General features: G+C 40.7%; 23 protein-coding genes. 14 read left to right on the top strand and 9 right to left on the bottom strand.

Going from position 1 to position 19,413, the window contains the following annotated elements:
* Nucleotides 1-20 precede the first annotated feature (20 nt).
* Nucleotides 21-188, bottom strand: a complete 168-nt coding sequence (locus tag J7Q84_RS14705; protein WP_209095400.1) for a DUF3933 family protein — start codon at nt 186-188, stop codon at nt 21-23.
* Nucleotides 189-449: 261 nt separating this feature from the next.
* Between J7Q84_RS14705 and J7Q84_RS14700 the strand changes: the two genes are divergently transcribed.
* A complete protein-coding gene (locus tag J7Q84_RS14700; protein ID WP_209095398.1) occupies nt 450-1,724 on the top strand; it encodes a glycosyltransferase family 2 protein in 1,275 nt (424 codons plus the stop codon).
* An 81-nt stretch (nt 1,725-1,805) separates the two neighbouring features.
* Here the strand turns inward: J7Q84_RS14700 and J7Q84_RS14695 are convergent, their stop codons facing one another.
* Together J7Q84_RS14695 and J7Q84_RS14690 are read right to left on the bottom strand one after the other, a co-directional pair.
* Nucleotides 1,806-2,534 carry a lipase family protein gene (locus J7Q84_RS14695; RefSeq protein WP_209095396.1) on the bottom strand — a complete coding sequence of 243 codons (729 nt, stop codon included), beginning with the start codon at nt 2,532-2,534 and terminating at the stop codon, nt 1,806-1,808.
* A 237-nt stretch (nt 2,535-2,771) separates the two neighbouring features.
* Nucleotides 2,772-3,557 carry a TIGR00266 family protein gene (locus tag J7Q84_RS14690; RefSeq protein ID WP_209095394.1) on the bottom strand — a complete coding sequence of 262 codons (786 nt, stop codon included), beginning with the start codon at nt 3,555-3,557 and terminating at the stop codon, nt 2,772-2,774.
* Between the two features lie 392 nt (nt 3,558-3,949).
* On the opposite strand from J7Q84_RS14690, the gene J7Q84_RS14685 reads away from it, so the two are divergent.
* Nucleotides 3,950-4,150 (top strand): cold-shock protein, encoded by a 201-nt coding sequence (locus J7Q84_RS14685; protein ID WP_209095393.1) that lies wholly within the window; start codon nt 3,950-3,952, stop codon nt 4,148-4,150.
* 165 nt (nt 4,151-4,315) lie between these two features.
* Here the strand turns inward: J7Q84_RS14685 and J7Q84_RS14680 are convergent, their stop codons facing one another.
* Nucleotides 4,316-5,047 (bottom strand): TraR/DksA C4-type zinc finger protein, encoded by a 732-nt coding sequence (locus J7Q84_RS14680; protein WP_209095390.1) that lies wholly within the window; start codon nt 5,045-5,047, stop codon nt 4,316-4,318.
* Between the two features lie 151 nt (nt 5,048-5,198).
* On the bottom strand, nt 5,199-6,143 hold the full coding sequence (locus tag J7Q84_RS14675; RefSeq protein WP_209095388.1) for a 1,4-dihydroxy-2-naphthoate polyprenyltransferase: 945 nt from the start codon (nt 6,141-6,143) through the stop codon (nt 5,199-5,201).
* Between the two features lie 298 nt (nt 6,144-6,441).
* On the opposite strand from J7Q84_RS14675, the gene J7Q84_RS14670 reads away from it, so the two are divergent.
* The 7 genes from J7Q84_RS14670 to J7Q84_RS14640 all read left to right on the top strand — a co-directional run bounded on the left by J7Q84_RS14670 (nt 6,442) and on the right by J7Q84_RS14640 (nt 14,362).
* Complete coding sequence (locus J7Q84_RS14670; protein WP_209095386.1) at nt 6,442-7,842, top strand: isochorismate synthase; 1,401 nt, start codon at nt 6,442-6,444, stop codon at nt 7,840-7,842.
* Nucleotides 7,842-9,599, top strand: a complete 1,758-nt coding sequence (gene menD / locus J7Q84_RS14665; RefSeq protein ID WP_209095384.1) for a 2-succinyl-5-enolpyruvyl-6-hydroxy-3-cyclohexene-1-carboxylic-acid synthase — start codon at nt 7,842-7,844, stop codon at nt 9,597-9,599. The genes J7Q84_RS14670 and menD overlap by 1 nt, the downstream gene beginning before the upstream one ends.
* Nucleotides 9,596-10,396, top strand: coding sequence for a 2-succinyl-6-hydroxy-2,4-cyclohexadiene-1-carboxylate synthase (gene menH / locus J7Q84_RS14660; protein WP_209095382.1), 801 nt, complete (start codon nt 9,596-9,598; stop codon nt 10,394-10,396). The genes menD and menH overlap by 4 nt, the downstream gene beginning before the upstream one ends.
* A gap of 22 nt (nt 10,397-10,418) precedes the next feature.
* Nucleotides 10,419-11,237: a 1,4-dihydroxy-2-naphthoyl-CoA synthase gene (gene menB / locus J7Q84_RS14655; protein WP_209095380.1), complete on the top strand. Its 819-nt coding sequence runs from the start codon at nt 10,419-10,421 to the stop codon at nt 11,235-11,237.
* A gap of 80 nt (nt 11,238-11,317) precedes the next feature.
* Nucleotides 11,318-12,748 (top strand): o-succinylbenzoate--CoA ligase, encoded by a 1,431-nt coding sequence (locus J7Q84_RS14650; RefSeq protein ID WP_209095378.1) that lies wholly within the window; start codon nt 11,318-11,320, stop codon nt 12,746-12,748.
* A gap of 9 nt (nt 12,749-12,757) precedes the next feature.
* Nucleotides 12,758-13,873 carry an o-succinylbenzoate synthase gene (gene menC, locus J7Q84_RS14645; protein ID WP_209095376.1) on the top strand — a complete coding sequence of 372 codons (1,116 nt, stop codon included), beginning with the start codon at nt 12,758-12,760 and terminating at the stop codon, nt 13,871-13,873.
* A 90-nt stretch (nt 13,874-13,963) separates the two neighbouring features.
* Nucleotides 13,964-14,362, top strand: coding sequence for an HI0074 family nucleotidyltransferase substrate-binding subunit (locus J7Q84_RS14640; protein ID WP_209095374.1), 399 nt, complete (start codon nt 13,964-13,966; stop codon nt 14,360-14,362).
* Nucleotides 14,363-14,396: 34 nt separating this feature from the next.
* Here the strand turns inward: J7Q84_RS14640 and J7Q84_RS14635 are convergent, their stop codons facing one another.
* Nucleotides 14,397-14,774 (bottom strand): PH domain-containing protein, encoded by a 378-nt coding sequence (locus J7Q84_RS14635; protein WP_209095372.1) that lies wholly within the window; start codon nt 14,772-14,774, stop codon nt 14,397-14,399.
* A 530-nt stretch (nt 14,775-15,304) separates the two neighbouring features.
* Here J7Q84_RS14635 and J7Q84_RS14630 point away from each other — a divergent pair.
* Both J7Q84_RS14630 and J7Q84_RS14625 read left to right on the top strand, forming a co-directional pair.
* A complete protein-coding gene (locus J7Q84_RS14630) occupies nt 15,305-15,934 on the top strand; it encodes an HAD-IA family hydrolase (protein WP_209095370.1) in 630 nt (209 codons plus the stop codon).
* 186 nt (nt 15,935-16,120) lie between these two features.
* Nucleotides 16,121-16,684 carry a beta-class carbonic anhydrase gene (locus tag J7Q84_RS14625; protein WP_209095368.1) on the top strand — a complete coding sequence of 188 codons (564 nt, stop codon included), beginning with the start codon at nt 16,121-16,123 and terminating at the stop codon, nt 16,682-16,684.
* On the opposite strand, the gene yidD is transcribed toward J7Q84_RS14625, so the two are convergent.
* The gene (gene yidD / locus J7Q84_RS14620) at nt 16,681-16,905 is read right to left on the bottom strand and encodes a membrane protein insertion efficiency factor YidD (RefSeq protein WP_209095360.1); all 225 of its coding nucleotides are present in this window, start codon (nt 16,903-16,905) and stop codon (nt 16,681-16,683) included. The two genes, J7Q84_RS14625 and yidD, sit on opposite strands and share 4 nt — an antisense overlap.
* A 153-nt stretch (nt 16,906-17,058) precedes the next feature.
* On the opposite strand from yidD, the gene J7Q84_RS14615 reads away from it, so the two are divergent.
* Nucleotides 17,059-17,532, top strand: coding sequence for an S-ribosylhomocysteine lyase (locus J7Q84_RS14615; RefSeq protein WP_209095358.1), 474 nt, complete (start codon nt 17,059-17,061; stop codon nt 17,530-17,532).
* On the opposite strand, the gene ytzI is transcribed toward J7Q84_RS14615, so the two are convergent.
* Nucleotides 17,529-17,681, bottom strand: a complete 153-nt coding sequence (gene ytzI / locus J7Q84_RS14610) for a YtzI protein (RefSeq protein ID WP_209095356.1) — start codon at nt 17,679-17,681, stop codon at nt 17,529-17,531. The two genes, J7Q84_RS14615 and ytzI, sit on opposite strands and share 4 nt — an antisense overlap.
* Nucleotides 17,682-17,814: 133 nt before the next feature.
* On the opposite strand from ytzI, the gene J7Q84_RS14605 reads away from it, so the two are divergent.
* Nucleotides 17,815-18,129 (top strand): hydrolase, encoded by a 315-nt coding sequence (locus tag J7Q84_RS14605; protein ID WP_209095354.1) that lies wholly within the window; start codon nt 17,815-17,817, stop codon nt 18,127-18,129.
* A gap of 75 nt (nt 18,130-18,204) precedes the next feature.
* Nucleotides 18,205-18,684: an RNA deprotection pyrophosphohydrolase gene (gene ytkD, locus J7Q84_RS14600; protein WP_209095352.1), complete on the top strand. Its 480-nt coding sequence runs from the start codon at nt 18,205-18,207 to the stop codon at nt 18,682-18,684.
* On the opposite strand, the gene J7Q84_RS14595 is transcribed toward ytkD, so the two are convergent.
* Complete coding sequence (locus J7Q84_RS14595) at nt 18,669-19,406, bottom strand: ABC transporter permease (RefSeq protein ID WP_209095418.1); 738 nt, start codon at nt 19,404-19,406, stop codon at nt 18,669-18,671. The genes ytkD and J7Q84_RS14595 overlap by 16 nt on opposite strands.
* Between the last annotated feature and the right edge of the window lie 7 nt (nt 19,407-19,413).

Genomic DNA, 19,413 nt, shown 5'->3' with positions numbered 1-19,413 from the left:
CACCTCAGGAGTTTTCTGTGTTATTCGTAAGTTAACCCTTTTGCTTCTTCAATTGGAAGAATAATGTAGTGTTCTCCTGTTTTTAACCCCAGCATCGCTGCTTTGTGATTCGCGTCTTCCATTGTCTCCCCATAGGCAGCTATATACTTTTTATTATTTTCTTCTTTGCAAATGACGAATTGGTTCATGAACAGTGCCTCCTTGGTTTTCTTGTCTGTTCTTCAAGTATATACACATTATTGGCAACAATGCATATTTCACTCAGGTTTATTTCGAATATTAATAGAAATGTATAGATTTTTTGTTGTTCATTTTCGAATTAGTGCAAGTAAATATTTGCTGAGATTGATATATAACAAGTCAAGTTACAGAGCAAAAAATCTAGGTAAAGGATTATAAATTGAGTAGCATTAACAAAACATAAGGTATCTAATGTAGGGGGAATACCTATGTTTTGGATTTGTATATTCTTTGCAGGTGTATGGCTGTTTTTTTCTATTGTTGTTTCTATTCCTTGGATTTTAGATTTGGCAGAAATACTTACGTTTCCCATTGCATTGTTTGTAATTAGCAGTTTAGCTTATCTACCCGGTTTTTTTAATACGTTTCTTTTAATGAGCTTAATTCTGTATCGAGAGAGGTCTATTGAAGGCGTTTCTCCAATATCGCATGTTACGATTTTGATTGCGGCATATAATGAAGAAAATCGAATCATCCGCACACTTCGTCATATTGCAAATCAAGATTATGAAGGTCCCCTAGATATTATTGTCATTGATAACAGTTCTGTGGACGAGACAGTACAACGTATACAGAGAGCTGCTGCGCTGCTTCCAATCTCTATTACCTTACTACAAGAGCCGCGTCAAGGTAAATTCCATGCGTTAAACACAGGTTTATCTCAAGTGAAAACGGAGCTGGTTATCACATTGGATGCAGATACGGACTTGCACCCCTCAGCGGTACGGCGGATCGTTTCACGGATGAAAATGAGTGATGAGCGTGTGTCGGCAGTAGCAGGAGCAGTATTTGTGAGAAATAGTGGAGAAAGCTTTATGGCCAGAATGCAAGATTGGGATTATTTTCTCGGTATTGCATCTATCAAACGGATGCAGGGTATGTATCAAAGTACGTTAGTTGCGCAAGGGGCATTCAGTTTGTACAAAACAGAAGAGATTCAAAAAATTGGCGGGTGGCAAGATACTATTGGAGAAGATATTGTATTGACCTGGCAGCTTTTGCATGATGGAAATCAAGTACTCTTCGAACCGACTGCGCTGGCGTTTACCGATGTTCCTGCCTCATTGAGGCATTTTATTATTCAGCGAGCAAGATGGGCACGAGGGATGATAGAAGCATTAAAACGTTATCATCCTTGGAACCACCCTGGTAAAGGAAGCAAATATTTAACATTAGTGAATTTATTGATACCCTTTGTGGATTTTACTTTTACAGTTTTTTGGATCCCCGGGTTAATCCTGGCTTTCATGGGCTCCTATCATATCGTGGGGCTGACAACTCTTTACGTATTGCCGATTACTTCAGTCACCTTTTACGGTATGTATATCTACCAAAACTTTATATTTAGCCGTCTAGGCGTAAAAAAACGAGCTAACCTTTTAGGAGCAGTAGGCTTCTTGCTGTTGTACCAAATATTGATGTCTCCAACTTCACTTTGGGGCTATTGGCAAGAGCTGAAAGGAGGGAAGCGTATTTGGAAGTGAGTATGTAAAGCAGGAAGATTAACAGCAAAAAGAGGATATTCATTATAAAATGAAGTACCCTCTTAATTGTATTTATAGTTTCTATGTTAATCGTTCTACTCCAGCTATATAGGTAGGCATTCCATGATTTTTTATGATAGAACCCATGTTCATCGCGAAGGTGAGGGGGTTGTTCACGTGAAAGTATTCCCATTCTCTTTCTATTTTTTCGAGAGAAATTTTACGTGGGGGAAGCAAGGGCACTACATCAAAGAGGTTGACAAAACGATAGCTGTTGGCAACTTGCAGGTTGTAATAATTTTTAAAGGCTAAATCTCCCACTTTTGGCCCTGCGAAGCTGTACATAATATAGTTGTTGAAAGAGGTATTTACTCTTGCATCAAGCATGTGTAACACCGCAAGTGCTCCCCCTAAGCTGTGTCCAGTGACGAGTAATGTTTTATTAGAAGGAAGTTTCACGAGTGCTTCCATAATCGTATCACGGCATGTTTCGTAAATGGAAAGAAAACCGCTGTGAACATTCCCGCTATTAGCAGTGTACGGATATTCTCGTTGAGTAATCAGAGAATCAGCTATCCAATCTGGATCTGATTGTGTGCCTCGAAAGGCAACAATGATGGATTCTTCCGATTCTAAAATAAAGCCAAACCATTCTGTTTTTTTTATAGCTTTGGCTTGAAATCCTTGTACGACTCGGAATCCCTCCGGACATGTAAATACACCATTATTGAGATATTGTTCATAGGTTTGTTCACAGCAATTTGCTAGCAATTTTCCAATTGTTTTATTGACGGCTAAGGAAGAAAACATTGATGAGACCTCCTCGGTATGCGTGTCCTTAGTCGAGAGAAGAACTTATATAAGAAACGATACATTATATGAAGCCATAGGAAAATTCATTCGAAAAAGGAGACAAATGAACTGATACTGAAAAGAGGTCTTTGGCTGATTGCGAAGCTTGTAGAATGTCTATCAATGAAAATTAAAACAGGGTACATGGAATTCATATAAAAAAGCAGCTCTTGAACAGAGCTGCCTTTGAAAATATTAATCGTTTCCGTCTAATAATCGGCCTAATCCACCAAGAATGCTTCCTTCTTCGCTGCCTCGCGCTCCCCCTGCTGCGCCTACAATGCGCTGCGCCATGCGGCTTAAGGTTAGCGATTGCAGCCAAACAGTTCCTGGGCCCTCTAATGTTGCAAAGAATAGCCCCTCACCGCCGAATAATGCTGTTTTTACGTTTCCGACAAATTGGATATCATAATGTACGTTCTTTGTCATCGCGACAAGGCATCCGGTATCTACTTTTAATCGTTCACCAGGCTGAAGTTCGCGCTTGTAGATGGTACCGCCGGCATGCATAAAGGCTAAGCCGTCTCCTTCGAGCTTTTGCATAATGAAGCCTTCGCCGCCAAAGAAGCCCGTGCCTATTTTTTTATTGAACTCAATACCTACGGCTACGCCTTTAGCTGCACAAAGAAATGCATCTTTTTGACAAATAACCTTTCCCCCGTACTCCGTTAAATCAACAGGAATAATCTTTCCAGGATAAGAAGCTGCAAAGGATACATGCTTTTTACCATGTCCTTTATTGGTGAATACAGTCATAAATAAGCTTTCGCCAGTAAGCACGCGCTTGCCGGCACCCATTAGCTTACCGAATAAACCTTTCCCCTCCGAACCATCACCAAAAGAGGTTTCCATATCAATGCCATCTTCCATCATCATCATGCCGCCAGCTTCTGCAATCACACTTTCTTGCGGATCCAGGGCAATTTCAACAAACTGCATATCATCTCCGTGCAGCGTGTATTCAATTTCATGAGCTTTCATTTCTTACACCTCCATAAAATCATTCACTAATATATGGCAATATTCATAGCTTTATTCTACATTAAAATAGACATACAATAAAATAAAGATTACCTGAATTTTGAAAAAAAACATACTTTCTCTTCTGATGAAGCCGTGTTATTCAATTGACTTCAATGTTTGTCACATGATATATTCAGAGTAACTATTAACCTGCATATATATTCGAAGTGTAGAAGAAACATAGATTTATCATTTATGTGTTTTTGCATTCTGAAAGTGCTTGGAGCAAGAAGATGTAGAGCAATAATGTTCACCTTCAATCAAGCTGTGATAGGTCGTTTCCTTTTATCTTCTCGTAAGTATATGGCAGAAGATAGTAGTATTTTTTGTTATATTTAGGAGGTATATCAATGCAATTCGGTAAAGTAAAATGGTTTAACAGCGAAAAAGGTTATGGCTTTATCCAAACAGAAGGTGGAAATGACGTGTTCGTACACTTCTCTGCTATCCAAGGCGAAGGCTTCAAAACATTAGAAGAAGGTCAAGAAGTTGAATTCGAAGTTGTAGAAGGCAACCGCGGACCTCAAGCTGCTAACGTAATCAAGAAGTAATGAACCGAAAGCATTCCCGTTATGGGAGTGCTTTTTTATTGATATAGGTGTTCGGATTAAGAGCAGAAAAGATTGTTGCAAATGAATGCAAATCTCCCCAACAATTATAAATCTAGTGGAACAGCAGTAAAAAAGCATTCCCGCTATGGGAATGCTTATGCATGATTAATCAGATGGACTGGAATCATCAGAGGATAGTTCACCGCGGTAGGTGAGGTCCTCGTACTCATCCAGCATTTGTTCGTATTCATCGTGATCTTGGGTTACATAGACAGTACGGTTTTGTCCATACATATCAGTGCCGATAAAATTTTCAAAATCCTCGACATATCCTTTCGGCTCTTCCGCGTCTATGTACATGCTGTTATAGTCTTTGGAATCACGTCGTTCAAGGTCGGATGGAGTTTCTGATGTACCGTAGCTGGCCACATCCTGCCAGGAGTCTTCTGCATCGTACCCGACCGCGCTGTCCATATCGTATTTCCCGAATGGAGGAAAAATCAATTCTTCTTCAATCGGACGTGCGCCTAAGCTCAGTTTGTTCGAAGCGTGTTCAATGCAGGTTATCGCGGCCGGCATCGCTTCCAAACGCTCCAGAGGAATTTCCTTTCCAGACACGTCACATACACCATATGTTCCCTTTTCAATTTTTTGCAGTGCTTGGTTCACATCATCCAATTGCTTTTGCATCAGCTCATGCAGCCCTAAATCTTTCTCGCGCTCAAACAGCTCTGTGCCCATATCGCCCGGATGATTATCATAAAGAGAAAGCTCTCCAACAGATTCTCGTTCATTTGCCCGCTCATTTGTTTCTCTCATTTGTATGCTTGCTTCAAGCTCTTTTTTTTGCTTCAGAAGAACCGTTTTGAAATGCTCTACTTGCTGTGGAGAAAGCATTCGATTTCCTCCTTTTTAGAAAATCAGAAATTATGAGGCTTGTCTAGCTCCTGCGGGCTGTGCCCGCTTTTCTAAATATGCTCTCATATGTAGTATGAACGACTTCATGCAAATTATAAGGAAAAGAAAAACACGGCCGTGTGACCGTGTTTTATAATAAATATCCTAATAATAAACCGAGAGCAAATAAAAAGCCGAAAATGGTATTAGTTTTTGCTGTTGCTGCCATAGCAGGCATCATTTCAACAGGTTGGGTCTTTCCATGAAAGCCTTGCACCGCACCCGTTGCTTTCGGTATGCTTAAGGCTGTAATTAACACCCAAGCAGAAGCGATACCAGAGATTACTAAACCGATTGTCCAAAGATAAGCTACGATAAACATGCCTGCTAGCACAAGGATAGCATTTTTTCGACCCACAAGAATAGCCATCGTTTTTCGTCCATTTTCCTTATCGCCATCTAAGTCACGAATGTTGTTTGCGAGCAAAATGGCCCCGATTAAAATAGAGCTCGGAACAGAAATGAGAATGATATCATCGGTAACTGTTCCTGTTTGGATAAAGAAGGAAATTCCGATGATGATGACACCCATAAATAACCCGGCTGTCAATTCTCCAAACGGTGTGTAGGCTATCGGAACAGGGCCGCCTGTATACAAATAAGCGACCAGCATACAAACCAATCCAATTGCGGCAAGCCACCAGCTAGAATTTATACAAATATAAACCCCTAACAAGATTGCAATGCCGAAGCAACTGTAAGCCAAATACAGTACTGTTTTTGGTTTTACACCTTCTCTTACGATAGCGCCGCCGATTCCGACTGATCCTTCGTGGTCCAGCCCTCTTTTATAGTCGAAATATTCATTAAACATATTGGTTGCTGCTTGTATGAGAAGAGAGGCAAGTAGCATCATAAGAAAAAGAGCTACATGGATCTTTCCAAACTTTTGCAGTGTATAGGCAGTACCAATAAACACAGGCACAAACGCAGCTGTTAATGTATGCGGGCGTGTTAAGTTCCACCAAACGCGCCAGCTTGGCTTTTTCGGGCTTGGTTCTATAACAGAGGACTTTGTCTGTACATTTGTTTGCATGGGAACCCTCCTTTTTCAATCCTATAAGGTGAAGTTTCCATAAGCGGCTACTTTTTTCTGCCGCTTAAGATTAGTGTAACCAATCACCTGTTTTTGGTCCGTTAATACAAAATAAATAAGTACAAACTAAAGTTTAGGAAAAGTGGCACTGAGTGTCAATGTTTATTTCATGAGAATCCACAGGAACCAAGTTTTCTGTACGAATGAGTCTCTAACATTGACACGACTTTCCTTGCGGGTGTATCTTAAAATCAAGGGATATTTCGACTAATTTTGCGATAGAATGGGGGAGAAAGGTTTGATTACTACACAGCAGCAAGGTCTGCATGTATTGCTCCTCAATGCGCTGCAACAAGCTAAGAAAAATAATCATGCGGTTTTGGTCAGCACAGTAAAGAAAGTAGCTTGGATTGATCCTCTTCTTTTTTATGCAGCGGCTGCCAAGATTGGCATGACAGAACGTTTTTATTGGTCAGATCCGGAACAACGCGTTACGTTAGCAGGAGCCGGATCTGCTTATATTATAACAAATCATCACCATAATCGATTTGAGGAATCCCAAAATGAATGGGAAAAGCTGTTGGAAACAGGCTTGATTGATGGAGGTTCCTACAGCTTTGGTACGGGACCGCTTGCATTTGGAGGATTTTCATTCGATCCTATGAAACAAAAGACAATGCTTTGGGAAGCGTTTGCCGATGCACTATTGTTAGTTCCTGCTTTTATGCTGACGATAAAGGAAGACGGAGCATGGCTAACCATCAATTCTCTTGTTTCTCATAAGGATTCGGTTTCCGATCTTCACGAGAAGCTGGAAATACTTGAGGCTAAGCTGATGTCGGCAAGTAAACAGCCGCTTCAGGAAACAGATACTTCCATTAATATTGAGCATGAGGTAGATCCTGTTGAGTGGATGAAAGCGGTAAAACAGGCAACACATGAAATGGAGCAAGGTTTGTATCAAAAAGTAGTGCTTGCTCGTGAATTGCAGCTTACTCTTTCAAAGGAAGTGGATTCTGCTAATGTACTGCAGGTGCTTCGTATCAGTCAGTCAGATTGCTATGTGTTTTCATTTGACTACAACAAATGCTGTTTTATTGGAGCAACGCCGGAGCGTCTTATAAAAAAAGAAGAGGATGTACTTACTTCGATGTGCTTAGCAGGAACAATTGGGCGTGGTCATACACCTGAAGAAGACAACCTTCATGCTCAAATGTTATTGAACGATGAAAAAAATCTTAAAGAACATGGCTTTGTGGTAGAGATGATCCGTACAGTGATGAAGCAATTCTGTAAGGAGGTTTCTATACCAGATGAACCAGGATTGAAGGAAATGAAAAATGTCCTTCATTTATATACACCAGTTAAGGGGATAGTAAAAGAAGGGAAGAGCTTACTTTCAATAGCAGAACGTATGCATCCGACTCCAGCTTTGGGCGGTACTCCCACTTCTGTGGCACTGGAACGTATTCGAGAGCTCGAGCAGTTGGACCGCGGCTGGTATGCTGCGCCGATTGGCTGGGTAGATTATCAAGGAAACGGGGAATTCGCAGTTGGCATCCGTTCGGCGTTGATGAAAGGCCGTCAAGCTTCTTTGTTTGCAGGATGCGGAGTGGTAAAGGATTCTGACCCGGAAGCGGAGTATGAAGAAACAAGAATAAAGTTTAAGCCTATGCTTACTGCATTTGGGGGATTTTAATGAATCATACGGAAGGGTTAACTTATTATTTAGGGGCGTTCGTTGATGAACTGCAGCGTTTGCAGGTTAAAGATGTCGTAATCAGCCCAGGCTCACGTTCGACGCCTCTTGCTATTTTATTGGCAGAACATGAAAATATTCAAACGTATTTGCATGTAGATGAACGGTCTGCAGCGTTTTTTGCACTCGGAATGGCAAAAGCCAAACAACAGCCCGTAGCTCTGTTATGTACATCAGGAACAGCGGCAGCCAATTATATGCCGGCTGTAAGTGAGGCGGCTCATTCACGAGTGCCGCTTCTAATTTTAACGGCGGATCGCCCTCATGAGCTGCGCGATGTAGGAGCGCCACAAGCGATGAACCAGCTTCATCTGTTTGGGTCCTTTGTAAAAAATTTTACTGAAATGGCACTGCCTGAAGCATCAGAACGAATGTATCGCTATGTACGAGCAACGGCGGCAAGAGCTGTATCAGCGTTACTGACTCCTCCTATGGGCGCTGTTCACCTTAACTTTCCGATTCGTGAGCCGCTTATCCCAGATTTAGCACTACCTAATATATGGGGAGCAGGACAGCTCAATCGTCCACAGCAGGTTGCTGTTACAGTCGCAAAAGGAAATCCGGATAAACAATATATTGCTCAGCTGGCAGCAAGCTTGGGTGATAATGAAAAAGGAATTATCGTATGCGGCGATTATGAGGGAGAATTGGGCAGCGTCATTACAAGGCTGGCATCTAAGCTTGGCTATCCAATTTTAGCAGATACGTTGAGTCAGCTTCGCAGCGGTATACATGAAAAGAATTATATTGTAGATTGCTACGATACGTTTTTACGAAATGAAACAGTTCGGGAACAGTGGAAACCGGACGTAATCTTGCGGTTTGGAGCTATGCCTGTATCAAAGGCGTTAACACAATACATAGCACTTCAAAAAGAGGCTGAAATTATTGTTGTAGACGAAGGAGCAGGCTGGCGTGACCCAGCATTAATGTCTACCGAAATGGTCTATGCAAATGAAGTGTTATTTTGTGAAGAACTTCACGCGGCTTTGGAGCAGCGTGAACCAACAAGCTGGCTTGATGAATGGAAGAATATTAATGCTTTTACGAAGCAGCAATTGCAAGAAATTCACAATTATGAGGATATATTTGAGGGAAAAGTAATTACGGAAATTGCAGAACTATTACCAAATGCATCCACTTTATTCGTCGGAAACAGCATGCCGATTCGTGATGTGGATACGTTCTTTTTTACAACGGATAAAACAATTCGGGTGATGGCAAACCGAGGAATTAACGGCATTGACGGTATCGTGTCGAGTGCACTAGGAGCTTGTGTTTCATCATCTCCATTAGTGCTTGTTCTTGGGGATTTGTCCTTTTATCACGACTTAAATGGTTTGCTTGCCGCGAAGCTTCATAAGCTCAATGCTACTATTGTTGTCGTGAATAACGAAGGAGGGGGCATTTTCTCGTTTTTGCCTCAATATGCGGAGAAAAAACATTTTGAATCTTTATTTGGGACACCTCTTGGTCTAGATTATGAGCTTGCAGTTAAGATGTATGGAGGAAGATTTGTAAGAACGGAAGACTGGCAAGAGTTTCGTAACGAAATGGAACACAGTATAGGTTCAGATGGGCTGCATGTCATAGAAGTGCGTACAAACCGTGAAAGTAACCTGAAAATGCATCGTTCATTATGGAGCAATATTTCAACGCAACTGACCGCCCTATTGAAGGATGGAAACGCAAGATGAGACAAATAATAAATGATGTTCTCTATGAGTACGATGTAACGGGAAGTGGAGAACCACTTCTGCTGCTTCATGGTTTTACTGGCGATAAGACTACTTGGGAGTCGTTTCTGACTTCTTGGGACAACTATACTTTGATTACGGTCGATATTCTCGGTCACGGGGGTACAGGTAGCCCAACTGAGGCGGAGCGGTACGAAATTGAAAAAGTGGCAGAGGATATGTGGTGCTTATTGGATAGGATGCAGATTCAGAACGTGCATCTTCTCGGTTATTCGATGGGAGGCCGTTTGGCTTTAACTATGGCTTGTTTATATTTAGAGCGAGTTACATCACTTATTTTGGAAAGCTGTACTCCAGGTTTGGAAACGGAACAGGACAAACAAGCGCGTATTCATCAGGATGAAGCCTTGGCTAAAGAAATAGAAGAGAATGGACTTTCTGCTTTTATGGACTATTGGGAGAATATTTCCCTTTTTGCTTCGCAAAAGCGGCTGCCAAGGGAAAAGCAAGCAGCTATCCGAAAGCAGCGTTTGCAAAATAATGCGACGGGCTTAGCTAATAGTCTTCGAGGTATGGGAACAGGAAAGCAGCCATCCTGGTGGGAGCATCTGCCGAATTTAACAATGCCAGTTTTATTATTGTGCGGAGAATACGATGAAAAATTTTGCCGCATCCTAAAGCGGATGAAAGAATTGCTGCCGAATGCAAAGTTGTTTCAAATTTCCGAAGCTGGACATGCAATTCATGTGGAACAAACAGAAAAGTTTGATACAATAGTAAGGGAGTTTTTACAATAAAGAAATGAAGGAGGCAGAAAAAATGGCTATTGAATGGAAAGTAGAAAGAGAATATGAAGATATCATTTATTCTACATACAATGGCATTGCTAAAATTTCAATCAATCGTCCGGAAGTACATAACGCATTCCGTCCGAAAACAGTCATGGAGCTAATTGATGCATTTGCATACGCTCGTGATGATGCAAACGTAGGTGTTATCATTTTAACAGGTGAGGGCGGACGCGCATTTTGCTCTGGCGGTGACCAAAAGGTACGCGGTCACGGCGGTTACGTTGGGGAAGATGAAATTCCTCGCCTAAACGTATTAGATCTGCAGCGCTTAATCCGTGTGATTCCGAAGCCAGTTATCGCTGCAGTAGCAGGCTACGCAATTGGCGGTGGTCACGTATTACATGTCGTATGTGACTTAACTATCGCAGCAGACAACGCAATCTTCGGTCAAACTGGACCAAAAGTAGGAAGCTTTGATGCAGGTTACGGCTCTGGCTATTTAGCTCGTATCGTAGGACATAAAAAAGCGCGTGAAATTTGGTACTTATGCCGTCAATATAATGCTCAGGAAGCATTGGATATGGGACTTGTCAACACAGTTGTACCGCTTGAGCAATTAGAAGCAGAAGCAGTTCAATGGGCAGAAGAAATGCTAGAAAAGAGTCCGACAGCTCTTCGTTTTCTAAAAGCAGCACTCAATGCAGATACAGACGGTCTTGCAGGTTTACAGCAACTTGCAGGCGATGCAACCCTATTGTACTATACAACAGAAGAAGCAAAAGAAGGACGCGACGCATTCAAAGAAAAACGCAAACCAGATTTTGGCCAATTTCCGCGCTTCCCGTGATTAAAGAGAAAAAGACTTGATGAATTGTCATCAAGTCTTTTTCTATCACTAAGCTGATTGAAAATAAAGGAGGGGTATAAATGCAACAGACTACACCAAACTGGCTTATGCAGCGCGCCTTCTTAACGCCTGACCGAGTTGCAGTCGAAACAGATGCAGACACATACACATTTCGAGAGCTCCATAGCATAGTGCTTCGGTTAAGCAAACAGTTACCAGTAAAAAAGGGGGACATCGTGGCAGTGTTCATGAATAACAGCTTTGATATGGTGAAGGTAATTCATGCGCTGGCATATGTAGGAGCAACTGCACTGCTATTAAATATTCGTCTCTCTCGTGAGGAACTGCTTTGGCAAGTAGAAGATGCAGAAGCTACATTTCTAATAACAGAAGAACAGTTAATTGCTAAGCTTGGCGGGGCTGGTATACGGACCATGACTATTGAAAAAATGGAACAGCTGCCTGAACAGGAATATGAAGTACAAGAGGAATTTGTATTAGATGATATGATGACTATCATTTACACATCGGGAACGACTGGGAAACCAAAAGGGGTCATGCTGACATATGGAAATCATTGGTGGAGTGCAGCGGGATCTGCTTTAAATCTCGGGCTTTATGAAAAGGATTGCTGGCTTGCTTGTCTGCCGTTTTTTCATGTCGGCGGGCTGTCTATTTTAATGAAAAACATCATCTATGGCATACGCATCATTTTAGCGGAAGGCTTCCATCCAATTCGTATGAACGAATTGATACAGGAACGAGGTGTAACGATTGTTTCCGTTGTTGCAAAAATGCTGACGGATATGCTAGATGAACTTGGAGAAAGTACATACCCATCATCGTTTCGTTGTATGTTATTAGGCGGAGGACCAGCACCTATGCCATTGCTACAAGAATGTGTAAAAAAACAAATTCCGGTTTACCAAACATATGGAATGACAGAAACCTCTTCGCAAATTTGTACACTAACGGCAGATTATATGCTAAAAAAGGTTGGATCTGCCGGAAAGCCTTTGTTTCCATGCCAACTGCGGATTGTTCATACAGATGAAACTGGTGCAGGAGAAATTGTCGTAAAAGGCGCGAATGTTACGAAGGGCTACTGGAAACGTGAAGACGCGACGCAGGGCAGTATAAAAGAAGGCTGGCTTTATACAGGAGATATTGGTTATTTAGATGAAGACGGATTTTTATATGTACTGGACCGGCGAAGCGACCTGATCATTTCTGGAGGAGAAAATATTTATCCAGCTCAAATAGAAGAGGTCCTTTTAGCGCATCCGTCTGTCCAAGAAGCGGGAGTCATTGGAAAAGACGATAAGCAATGGGGACAGGTGCCAGTTGCATTTATAGTAAACAGTACTGAGACAACGGAAGAAGAGCTTCTTACTTTCTGCACGGAAAAATTAGCCCGTTATAAAGTGCCGAAAGAGGTTCATTTTGTAAAAGAGCTGCCGCGAAATGCTTCTAAAAAATTGCTGCGCCGTGAGCTGCGCAAGCTGCTGTGAGGTTATGATGTGGACATTCAAAAAGTTACGTTACATATAATAAACATGGAGCTCGTTACACCATTTGGCACAAGCTATGGCACCTATTACGATAGACAAAGTATTTTGGTTGAGGCAGAAGATGAAAACGGGTGTATCGGTTGGGGGGAAGTTGTTGCGTTTTCGCAGCCATGGTATACCGAAGAAACAGTGCAAACAGCTTTGCATATACTGGAGGATTTTTTGATTCCGATAGTATTGCAGCACAAAATTGAACATCCGTCCGAAGTGGCGCTGTTATTTTCTGTTATTAAGCGTAATAATATGGCCAAGGCAGGGATAGAAGGTGCTCTATGGGATTTATATGCACAGCGGAGTAAACAGTCATTAGCCACCGCGCTTGGGGGTACGAAACAAGAAATAGAAGTAGGTGTAGTTGTCGGGTTGGACACACTTTCGAATATGCTGAAAAAGATGGAGCAATATGCTGAAGAAGGCTATCAGCGTTTTAAAGTGAAAATTAAGCCGGAAAACGATTATGAACTGCTAAAGGGTATTCGGCAAGCCTTTCCTCATTTACCGTTAATGGCAGATGCTAATTCTGCGTATACGCTGGAAAACTTAGAGCAGCTTAAGCGCTTGGATGATTTTGGATTAATGATGATCGAACAGCCGCTCGCAGATAATGATTTTCTTGAACATGCTATGTTGCAAAAAGAGATGGTCACTCCGATTTGTTTGGATGAAAGCATTCATTCCTTAGAGGATGCTCGCGTTGCTGTATCTCTTGGAAGCTGCAAAATTATTAATATTAAGCCGGGGAGAGTCGGTGGACTGACAGAAGCGATTCGAATCCATGATCATTGTAAACGACATCATCTTCCTGTTTGGTGCGGCGGTATGCTGGAAACCGGTATTTCCCGTGTGCAAAACGTCGCATTGGCTTCTTTGCCAAATTTTACGATTCCAGGAGATATTTCGGCATCTTCCCGTCATTGGGAGCAGGATATCATTATGCCGCCTGTTATATTAGAAAAAGGAAAAGTGATTGTGCCTCAGAATATTGGACTGGGTCATATTGTAGACAGAGAGCGCCTAAGAGAAGTTACAGTGAGAACCTTGGAGTTTTCCAAAGAAAATAGATAATCATTCCATCTGACATTCTTGCTGCAACGTGATATATTTAAAGGAGAACGTAACAAGCAACGAAAAGCTAATGCTCAGGGAGGTGCTTATATGCTTGATCAGCTCCAGTCCAGATTGGAGGATTACGAGAAAGCGTTAAAACGATTAGACCAAGCTATTCATTTACCGCTTGAGGAATCTATCGTTGTGGACGGTATTATTCAGCGTTTTGTCTTTACATATGAATTAGCAAGAAAGTTGATGAAGGCTTTTTTAGAGTATGAAGGAATTATCAATATCCATACGCCGCGCCTAATTTTTAAAGAATCATGTACCGCACTCCATTTAGATAACATGGATCATTGGCTCAGTATGATTGTGGATCGCAATATGGCTCAGCATGCGTACGATGAAGATGTGGCTATGCCGATTTGCGAGAGGATTAAGCTGCAATATATGCAAGCACTCAGTCAATTATTAATTGTGATGAAGCAAAAGTTAACAATATGAAGCACGCAGCTGCTAGAGCAGTTGCGTGCTTTTTTTAGCAGATAGTGTATGTCGCTAATGTTTTTTGTACATCAAAAATATTTGTGTCTTTTTTAAATTCCTTGGAAACAGGTGTAGAGGAGCCTGAAATCCAAATTTTTAATTCAGCATCTAAATCGAATGTCCCCGCTGTTTCAACACTAAAGTGTGTAATGCTTTTGTAGGGAATGGAGTGATACTCTACTTTCTTTCCGGTCATACCTTGTTTATCTACTAGAATTAATCGTTTATCAGTAAAAACAAACATATCACGAATAAGTTTAAATGCTTGCTCTACTTGTTCTCCTTTAACTAAAATCATAGTCAGTTCTTTTTGCACTGTTTCTACATTCATCTCGGCAGCATTGCCCATCAATCCATCAAACAGTCCCATACTATCATCCCTTTTCTCTTATACTAGCAATTCTTTCTCTGAGGATAGGCCAATTTTTTAGCTCTGCATTCTGTTATGCTTGTTCCCGCTTACATACATCGGATACAACATCTTCAGAGGAGTTTTGCTGCAAAGTGAGCATCGACTACAATTAAGGTTTTTATCGGTTTATTTCCATTAGTAGATTTCGTCTTTTAGATCGTTTTTTCCTTGTGCAAAGTTCCGATATACGAAAATATGGAAAGAAATGAGAACATATTCGAAAATCAGCAGAATCCTTTAGGAAGTATATTTTGAGAAAGTGCTAATGTATTGTTGTAGAGTTTATGCAAAATAGGAAAGTAGTCTAGCTTTCCTTGTAATGTTAGCTGTCGTGATAAGTATGATATAGAAGGATTTTAACGTGAATTACTAGAAATTGAAGTTGTTTAAGGTGTTTTTTTCTTATTATGGAGATTCAGACGGAGAAAAAATGCCTTATACGAACATAGCTCTAACACGTTACTGAAAAAGGAGAGGAGCCTAAATACATGATCAAGTACATTCTATTTGATTTTGACGGCACGCTGGCAGATTCGAAAGAGGTATTTATTTCGATATGGAATCAGCTTTCGGAGAAATATAAATATAAGAAGATTAAATATGAAGAAATTGAGGAAATGCAAAAGTTGTCGATTAAGGAACGCTGCAAGCACTATAATTTTTCTCTTCTCAAAATTCCTATTATGGCACCGGAGTTTTATAAGAGGTATCAAGTTTCTATTAAGGATGTTATTTTATTTGACGGAATAAAAGAATTACTAGATGGACTGAATAGACGAGGATATAAGATGGCGATTATTTCTTCTAATTCCGCAAATAATATTCAAAAATTTCTTGAAAATAATCAAATCAATCATGTTGAAGAAATTTTATGCTCCAGTAAAATTTTTGGTAAGGATAAGATTATTAAAAAGTTTCTTCATACTCGTAAGCTAGATAAATCAGAAGTTATTTATATAGGCGATGAGGTAAGAGATATTGAAGCTTGCGAAAAAAGCGGTGTTCCTATCATTTGGGCCGGATGGGGATATGATGCGATTGAGCTGGTACAGAAGAAAAATCCGGACTATATGGCACATTCACCGCAGGAGGTTTTAAATATTGTAGGTGCTTATTAAGGATGCGGGAAATTGGAGTGATGAAAAAGAGCAATTATTGAAAGAATGGAAGCAATTCTTTTATTAAAGCGGAGCAATTGTTATCGTGTAGATCTAATAAAACAAAAGTAAAATTACTTGATTATTTTTAGAAAAAGAAGAAAAATGAAAGAGGATACATTTTTTTTTAGTAAAGGAGATTATACAATGAAAATTTTAGATGAGATTTTATCCCATAACGAACAGTTTGTTGAAAATAAGGAATATGAGAAATTCCAAACAGATAAGTTCCCTCATAAGCGTCTTGTTATCTTATCTTGTATGGATACTCGTTTAGTGGAGCTGCTGCCGAAAGCTATGCATTTGGGCAACGGTGATGCAAAAATTATTAAAACTGCCGGAGCGTTGGTATCGCATCCGTTTGGAAGTATCATGAGAAGTATTCTAGTGGCGATTTACGAACTTGGTGCAGATGAAGTGTGCGTCATTGGACATTATGATTGCGGGATGGCAAGCCTTAAGGCTGAAAGCACATTAAAGAAGATGAAAGAGCGCGGTGTAAGTGAGGAAAAATTGGAAACATTGCAGTATTCAGGAGTAGATTTTGAACGGTTTTTACACGGATTTGACTGTGTAGAAGACAGTGTGAAACATAGTGTAGAAACAATTCGGAAGCATCCGTTAATGCCGCAAGATGTGCCTGTGCATGGATTAGTTATTGACCCAAAAACAGGAAGATTAGACCTCATGGTAAGCGGGTACGAAGCCTAACTCTCCTTTTTTTCTGGAACCGGATCAAAGCCGCCGGGATGAAACGGATGACATTTGCCGATACGTTTTGCGGTCAGCCAGCTGCCCTTTAAGGCGCCGTGACGTTGGATGGCTTCCATTCCGTAGGCCGAGCATGTCGGATAAAACCGGCATGTCGGCGGCTTCACCGGTGAAATGAACTTTTGATAAAAGCGAATTAGCCCCAGTAAGACATACTTCATATTTTTACTCCTTCACTCATATGATACGCAAATTATAGCATATATTGGATAGAGAACTCACGTCACATATTTCTTTACTAATGAATCAAAAGATTATATCATATTAAATACATCGGAATACAATAAATTAAAAGGGAATGAGGAGAGAGCAGTATGCCTTCAGTAGAAAGCTTTGAATTAGATCATACAATTGTAAAAGCACCGTATGTAAGACATTGCGGTGTGCATAAAGTTGGGACTGATGGGATTGTGAATAAGTTTGACATTCGTTTTTGCCAGCCTAATAAGCAAGCGATGAAGCCTGATGTAATCCATACGTTAGAACACTTATTAGCGGTTAACATTAGAAAATATATTTATAAATACGATCATTTTGATATTATCGATATTTCACCGATGGGCTGCCAAACTGGGTATTATCTTGTGGTGAGCGGTACGCCGACAGTGCGTGACATCATCGACTTATTAGAGGATACAATGAAGGATGCACTGAAAATAACAGAAGTTCCGGCTGCCAACGAAATACAATGCGGACAGGCGAAACTTCATGATTTAGAGGGCGCAAAGCGCTTGATGAACTATTGGTTGAGCCAGGATAAAGATGAATTGGAGAAGGTGTTCGGTTAATTCTTTTTTGAAACCTCATCTTCTAAATAAGGGCTATCTTCAGCACTGTCGACAGAGTGCTTGTAAGAATAGCCCTTATTTACTGACAGTACGGATAGAAGCAAAATAACGATAACGACGATAATAGAAATAATCAGTACGGTAAACATATGCTAGCTCCTTTTTGATATTCTCTTTTTATAGTACCATGTCTTTTGCAGTCTTTGGTAATTTGCAATGGAATATTACATATTTCGCCCGTAATTGCAAAAACTGAGTAACAAAAAGAGTGGGGGTAAGATTATGGAAAAGCATACTTATTATATTTCTATGGGGAGTGGAGAGATTTCACGCTCCAAATCAGATACAACTTACAGCTTTAAAATTGAGGCAACTGATGACGAAATTATCATGCTTAGGGAGTATTTTGACAGAGCTCATGAGGCTGATGTTAAATCGTTTTTACGGTCGCATGTTCCATTTGAGGAGTATCATAATGATCCGCAAAATGATGCGTATGATGAGAACTTACAGCAGGCGTATCGTATGGTTTATGAGCTCGGCGATGATGAAGCGCAGGAGCTTATTGGAAAAATGGGGATTATTGACGGCATGTAATGAGTGGGCAGCAGAAGGATAATGTGCTACAATTCAAAATAATCGGGAGAGAATAGGAAAGAACGGAGTATAGTTATGTACACATTTAAAGATTACTATCACAATCAAGTAGAATTATCCTTCACTGACCATCCATATGCTGAAGTGCCAAAACATGTATGGGTTATTTGCCGCTACAAGAATGAATGGCTTTTAACACATCATATCCGAAGGGGGCTAGAGTTTCCAGGAGGAAAGGTGGAAGCTGGGGAAACACCGGAGGAAGCTGCGGTCCGTGAAGTGAAAGAAGAAACAGGCGGTATAGTATCTCATCTGACTTATATAGGACAATATAAGGTGTCGGGTAAAGATAAGATTATTATTAAAAATATTTATTTGGGTCTTATAAGTGATATACAAGAGTACACGCATTATGAGGAAACAAAGGGGCCGGTTTTGTTGAAAGAACTCCCAGAGGATATAAAGACGGATAGACGGTTCAGCTTCATTATGCGGGACAATGTGCTGGTACATACGCTGCAGCGAATTAAAGAAAGCTCTCAAGAATGGTCTTGAGAGCTTTTTGTTACTATTTTTTCGAAATGCTCGACGAGTAAATACATAAGGGTGGCAAAGAAACAGGTGAGTAGAACACTCATGAGAACAAGAGTGAAATTAAATACCTGAAACCCATAGCTGATAAGATACCCGAGGCCTTTCTTGGATACAAGTAACTCTCCAAAAATCACTCCGACCCATGATAGCCCTACATTCACCTTCAAGGTTGAAATGATGGTCGGAAACGAAGCGGGTAAGATGACCTGCTTATAGCTTTGCCATTTTGTTGCGCCGAACGTTCGAAGTACCTTTATATAGTTTGGATCAACTTCTTTGAACGCCGCATAGATGACGAGAATTGTGATGATGATTGAGATAATAACCCCCATAGCGATTGAAGATGAGATATTAGGACCAAAAATCACGATAATGATAGGACCAAGGGCAACCTTCGGCATAGCGTTCAGGACAACGAGATAGGGATCCAATACACGTGAAAGAAACGGTATCCACCATAAAAGGGTTGCGATACATGTTCCAAGAAGTGTGCCTATTAAAAATCCGGCGCAGGTTTCAAGAAGGGTGACATAAAGGTGAGAGTATAGTGATCCATCAAACAGCTTTTGTACGAGCAGCTCGTAGATGCTTTTGGGGGAGCTGAAAAGCAACGGATCAATCCATTGCTGATTGCTAGCAAGCTGCCATAAGATGAAAAATGCAACTAATAGAAACCATTGTATAAAGAGA

Origin of the sequence: Bacillus sp. 165 (assembly GCF_017742235.1) — a bacterium.
In the GTDB taxonomy this organism is placed as follows: Bacteria; Bacillota; Bacilli; order Bacillales; family Bacillaceae_G; genus JAGHKQ01.
The sequence above is the reverse complement of the archived record's forward strand: the minus strand, read 5'-3'. Positions and strand labels throughout refer to the sequence as shown.

What these genes read in the sequence shown, in the direction of transcription:
- menD (WP_209095384.1), top strand. Translation starts at nt 7,842, where the DNA reads ATGAATCATACGGAAGGGTTAACTTATTATTTAGGGGCGTTCGTTGAT.
- ytzI (WP_209095356.1), bottom strand. Translation starts at nt 17,681, where the DNA reads ATGTTTACCGTACTGATTATTTCTATTATCGTCGTTATCGTTATTTTG.
- J7Q84_RS14615 (WP_209095358.1), top strand. Translation starts at nt 17,059, where the DNA reads ATGCCTTCAGTAGAAAGCTTTGAATTAGATCATACAATTGTAAAAGCA.
- J7Q84_RS14605 (WP_209095354.1), top strand. Translation starts at nt 17,815, where the DNA reads ATGGAAAAGCATACTTATTATATTTCTATGGGGAGTGGAGAGATTTCA.
- menH (WP_209095382.1), top strand. Translation starts at nt 9,596, where the DNA reads ATGAGACAAATAATAAATGATGTTCTCTATGAGTACGATGTAACGGGA.
- ytkD (WP_209095352.1), top strand. Translation starts at nt 18,205, where the DNA reads ATGTACACATTTAAAGATTACTATCACAATCAAGTAGAATTATCCTTC.
- J7Q84_RS14625 (WP_209095368.1), top strand. Translation starts at nt 16,121, where the DNA reads ATGAAAATTTTAGATGAGATTTTATCCCATAACGAACAGTTTGTTGAA.
- J7Q84_RS14690 (WP_209095394.1), bottom strand. Translation starts at nt 3,557, where the DNA reads ATGAAAGCTCATGAAATTGAATACACGCTGCACGGAGATGATATGCAG.
- yidD (WP_209095360.1), bottom strand. Translation starts at nt 16,905, where the DNA reads ATGAAGTATGTCTTACTGGGGCTAATTCGCTTTTATCAAAAGTTCATT.
- J7Q84_RS14630 (WP_209095370.1), top strand. Translation starts at nt 15,305, where the DNA reads ATGATCAAGTACATTCTATTTGATTTTGACGGCACGCTGGCAGATTCG.
- J7Q84_RS14700 (WP_209095398.1), top strand. Translation starts at nt 450, where the DNA reads ATGTTTTGGATTTGTATATTCTTTGCAGGTGTATGGCTGTTTTTTTCT.
- J7Q84_RS14675 (WP_209095388.1), bottom strand. Translation starts at nt 6,143, where the DNA reads ATGCAAACAAATGTACAGACAAAGTCCTCTGTTATAGAACCAAGCCCG.
- J7Q84_RS14640 (WP_209095374.1), top strand. Translation starts at nt 13,964, where the DNA reads ATGCTTGATCAGCTCCAGTCCAGATTGGAGGATTACGAGAAAGCGTTA.
- J7Q84_RS14695 (WP_209095396.1), bottom strand. Translation starts at nt 2,534, where the DNA reads ATGTTTTCTTCCTTAGCCGTCAATAAAACAATTGGAAAATTGCTAGCA.
- J7Q84_RS14680 (WP_209095390.1), bottom strand. Translation starts at nt 5,047, where the DNA reads ATGCTTTCTCCACAGCAAGTAGAGCATTTCAAAACGGTTCTTCTGAAG.
- menB (WP_209095380.1), top strand. Translation starts at nt 10,419, where the DNA reads ATGGCTATTGAATGGAAAGTAGAAAGAGAATATGAAGATATCATTTAT.
- J7Q84_RS14685 (WP_209095393.1), top strand. Translation starts at nt 3,950, where the DNA reads ATGCAATTCGGTAAAGTAAAATGGTTTAACAGCGAAAAAGGTTATGGC.
- J7Q84_RS14650 (WP_209095378.1), top strand. Translation starts at nt 11,318, where the DNA reads ATGCAACAGACTACACCAAACTGGCTTATGCAGCGCGCCTTCTTAACG.
- J7Q84_RS14705 (WP_209095400.1), bottom strand. Translation starts at nt 188, where the DNA reads ATGAACCAATTCGTCATTTGCAAAGAAGAAAATAATAAAAAGTATATA.
- J7Q84_RS14635 (WP_209095372.1), bottom strand. Translation starts at nt 14,774, where the DNA reads ATGGGACTGTTTGATGGATTGATGGGCAATGCTGCCGAGATGAATGTA.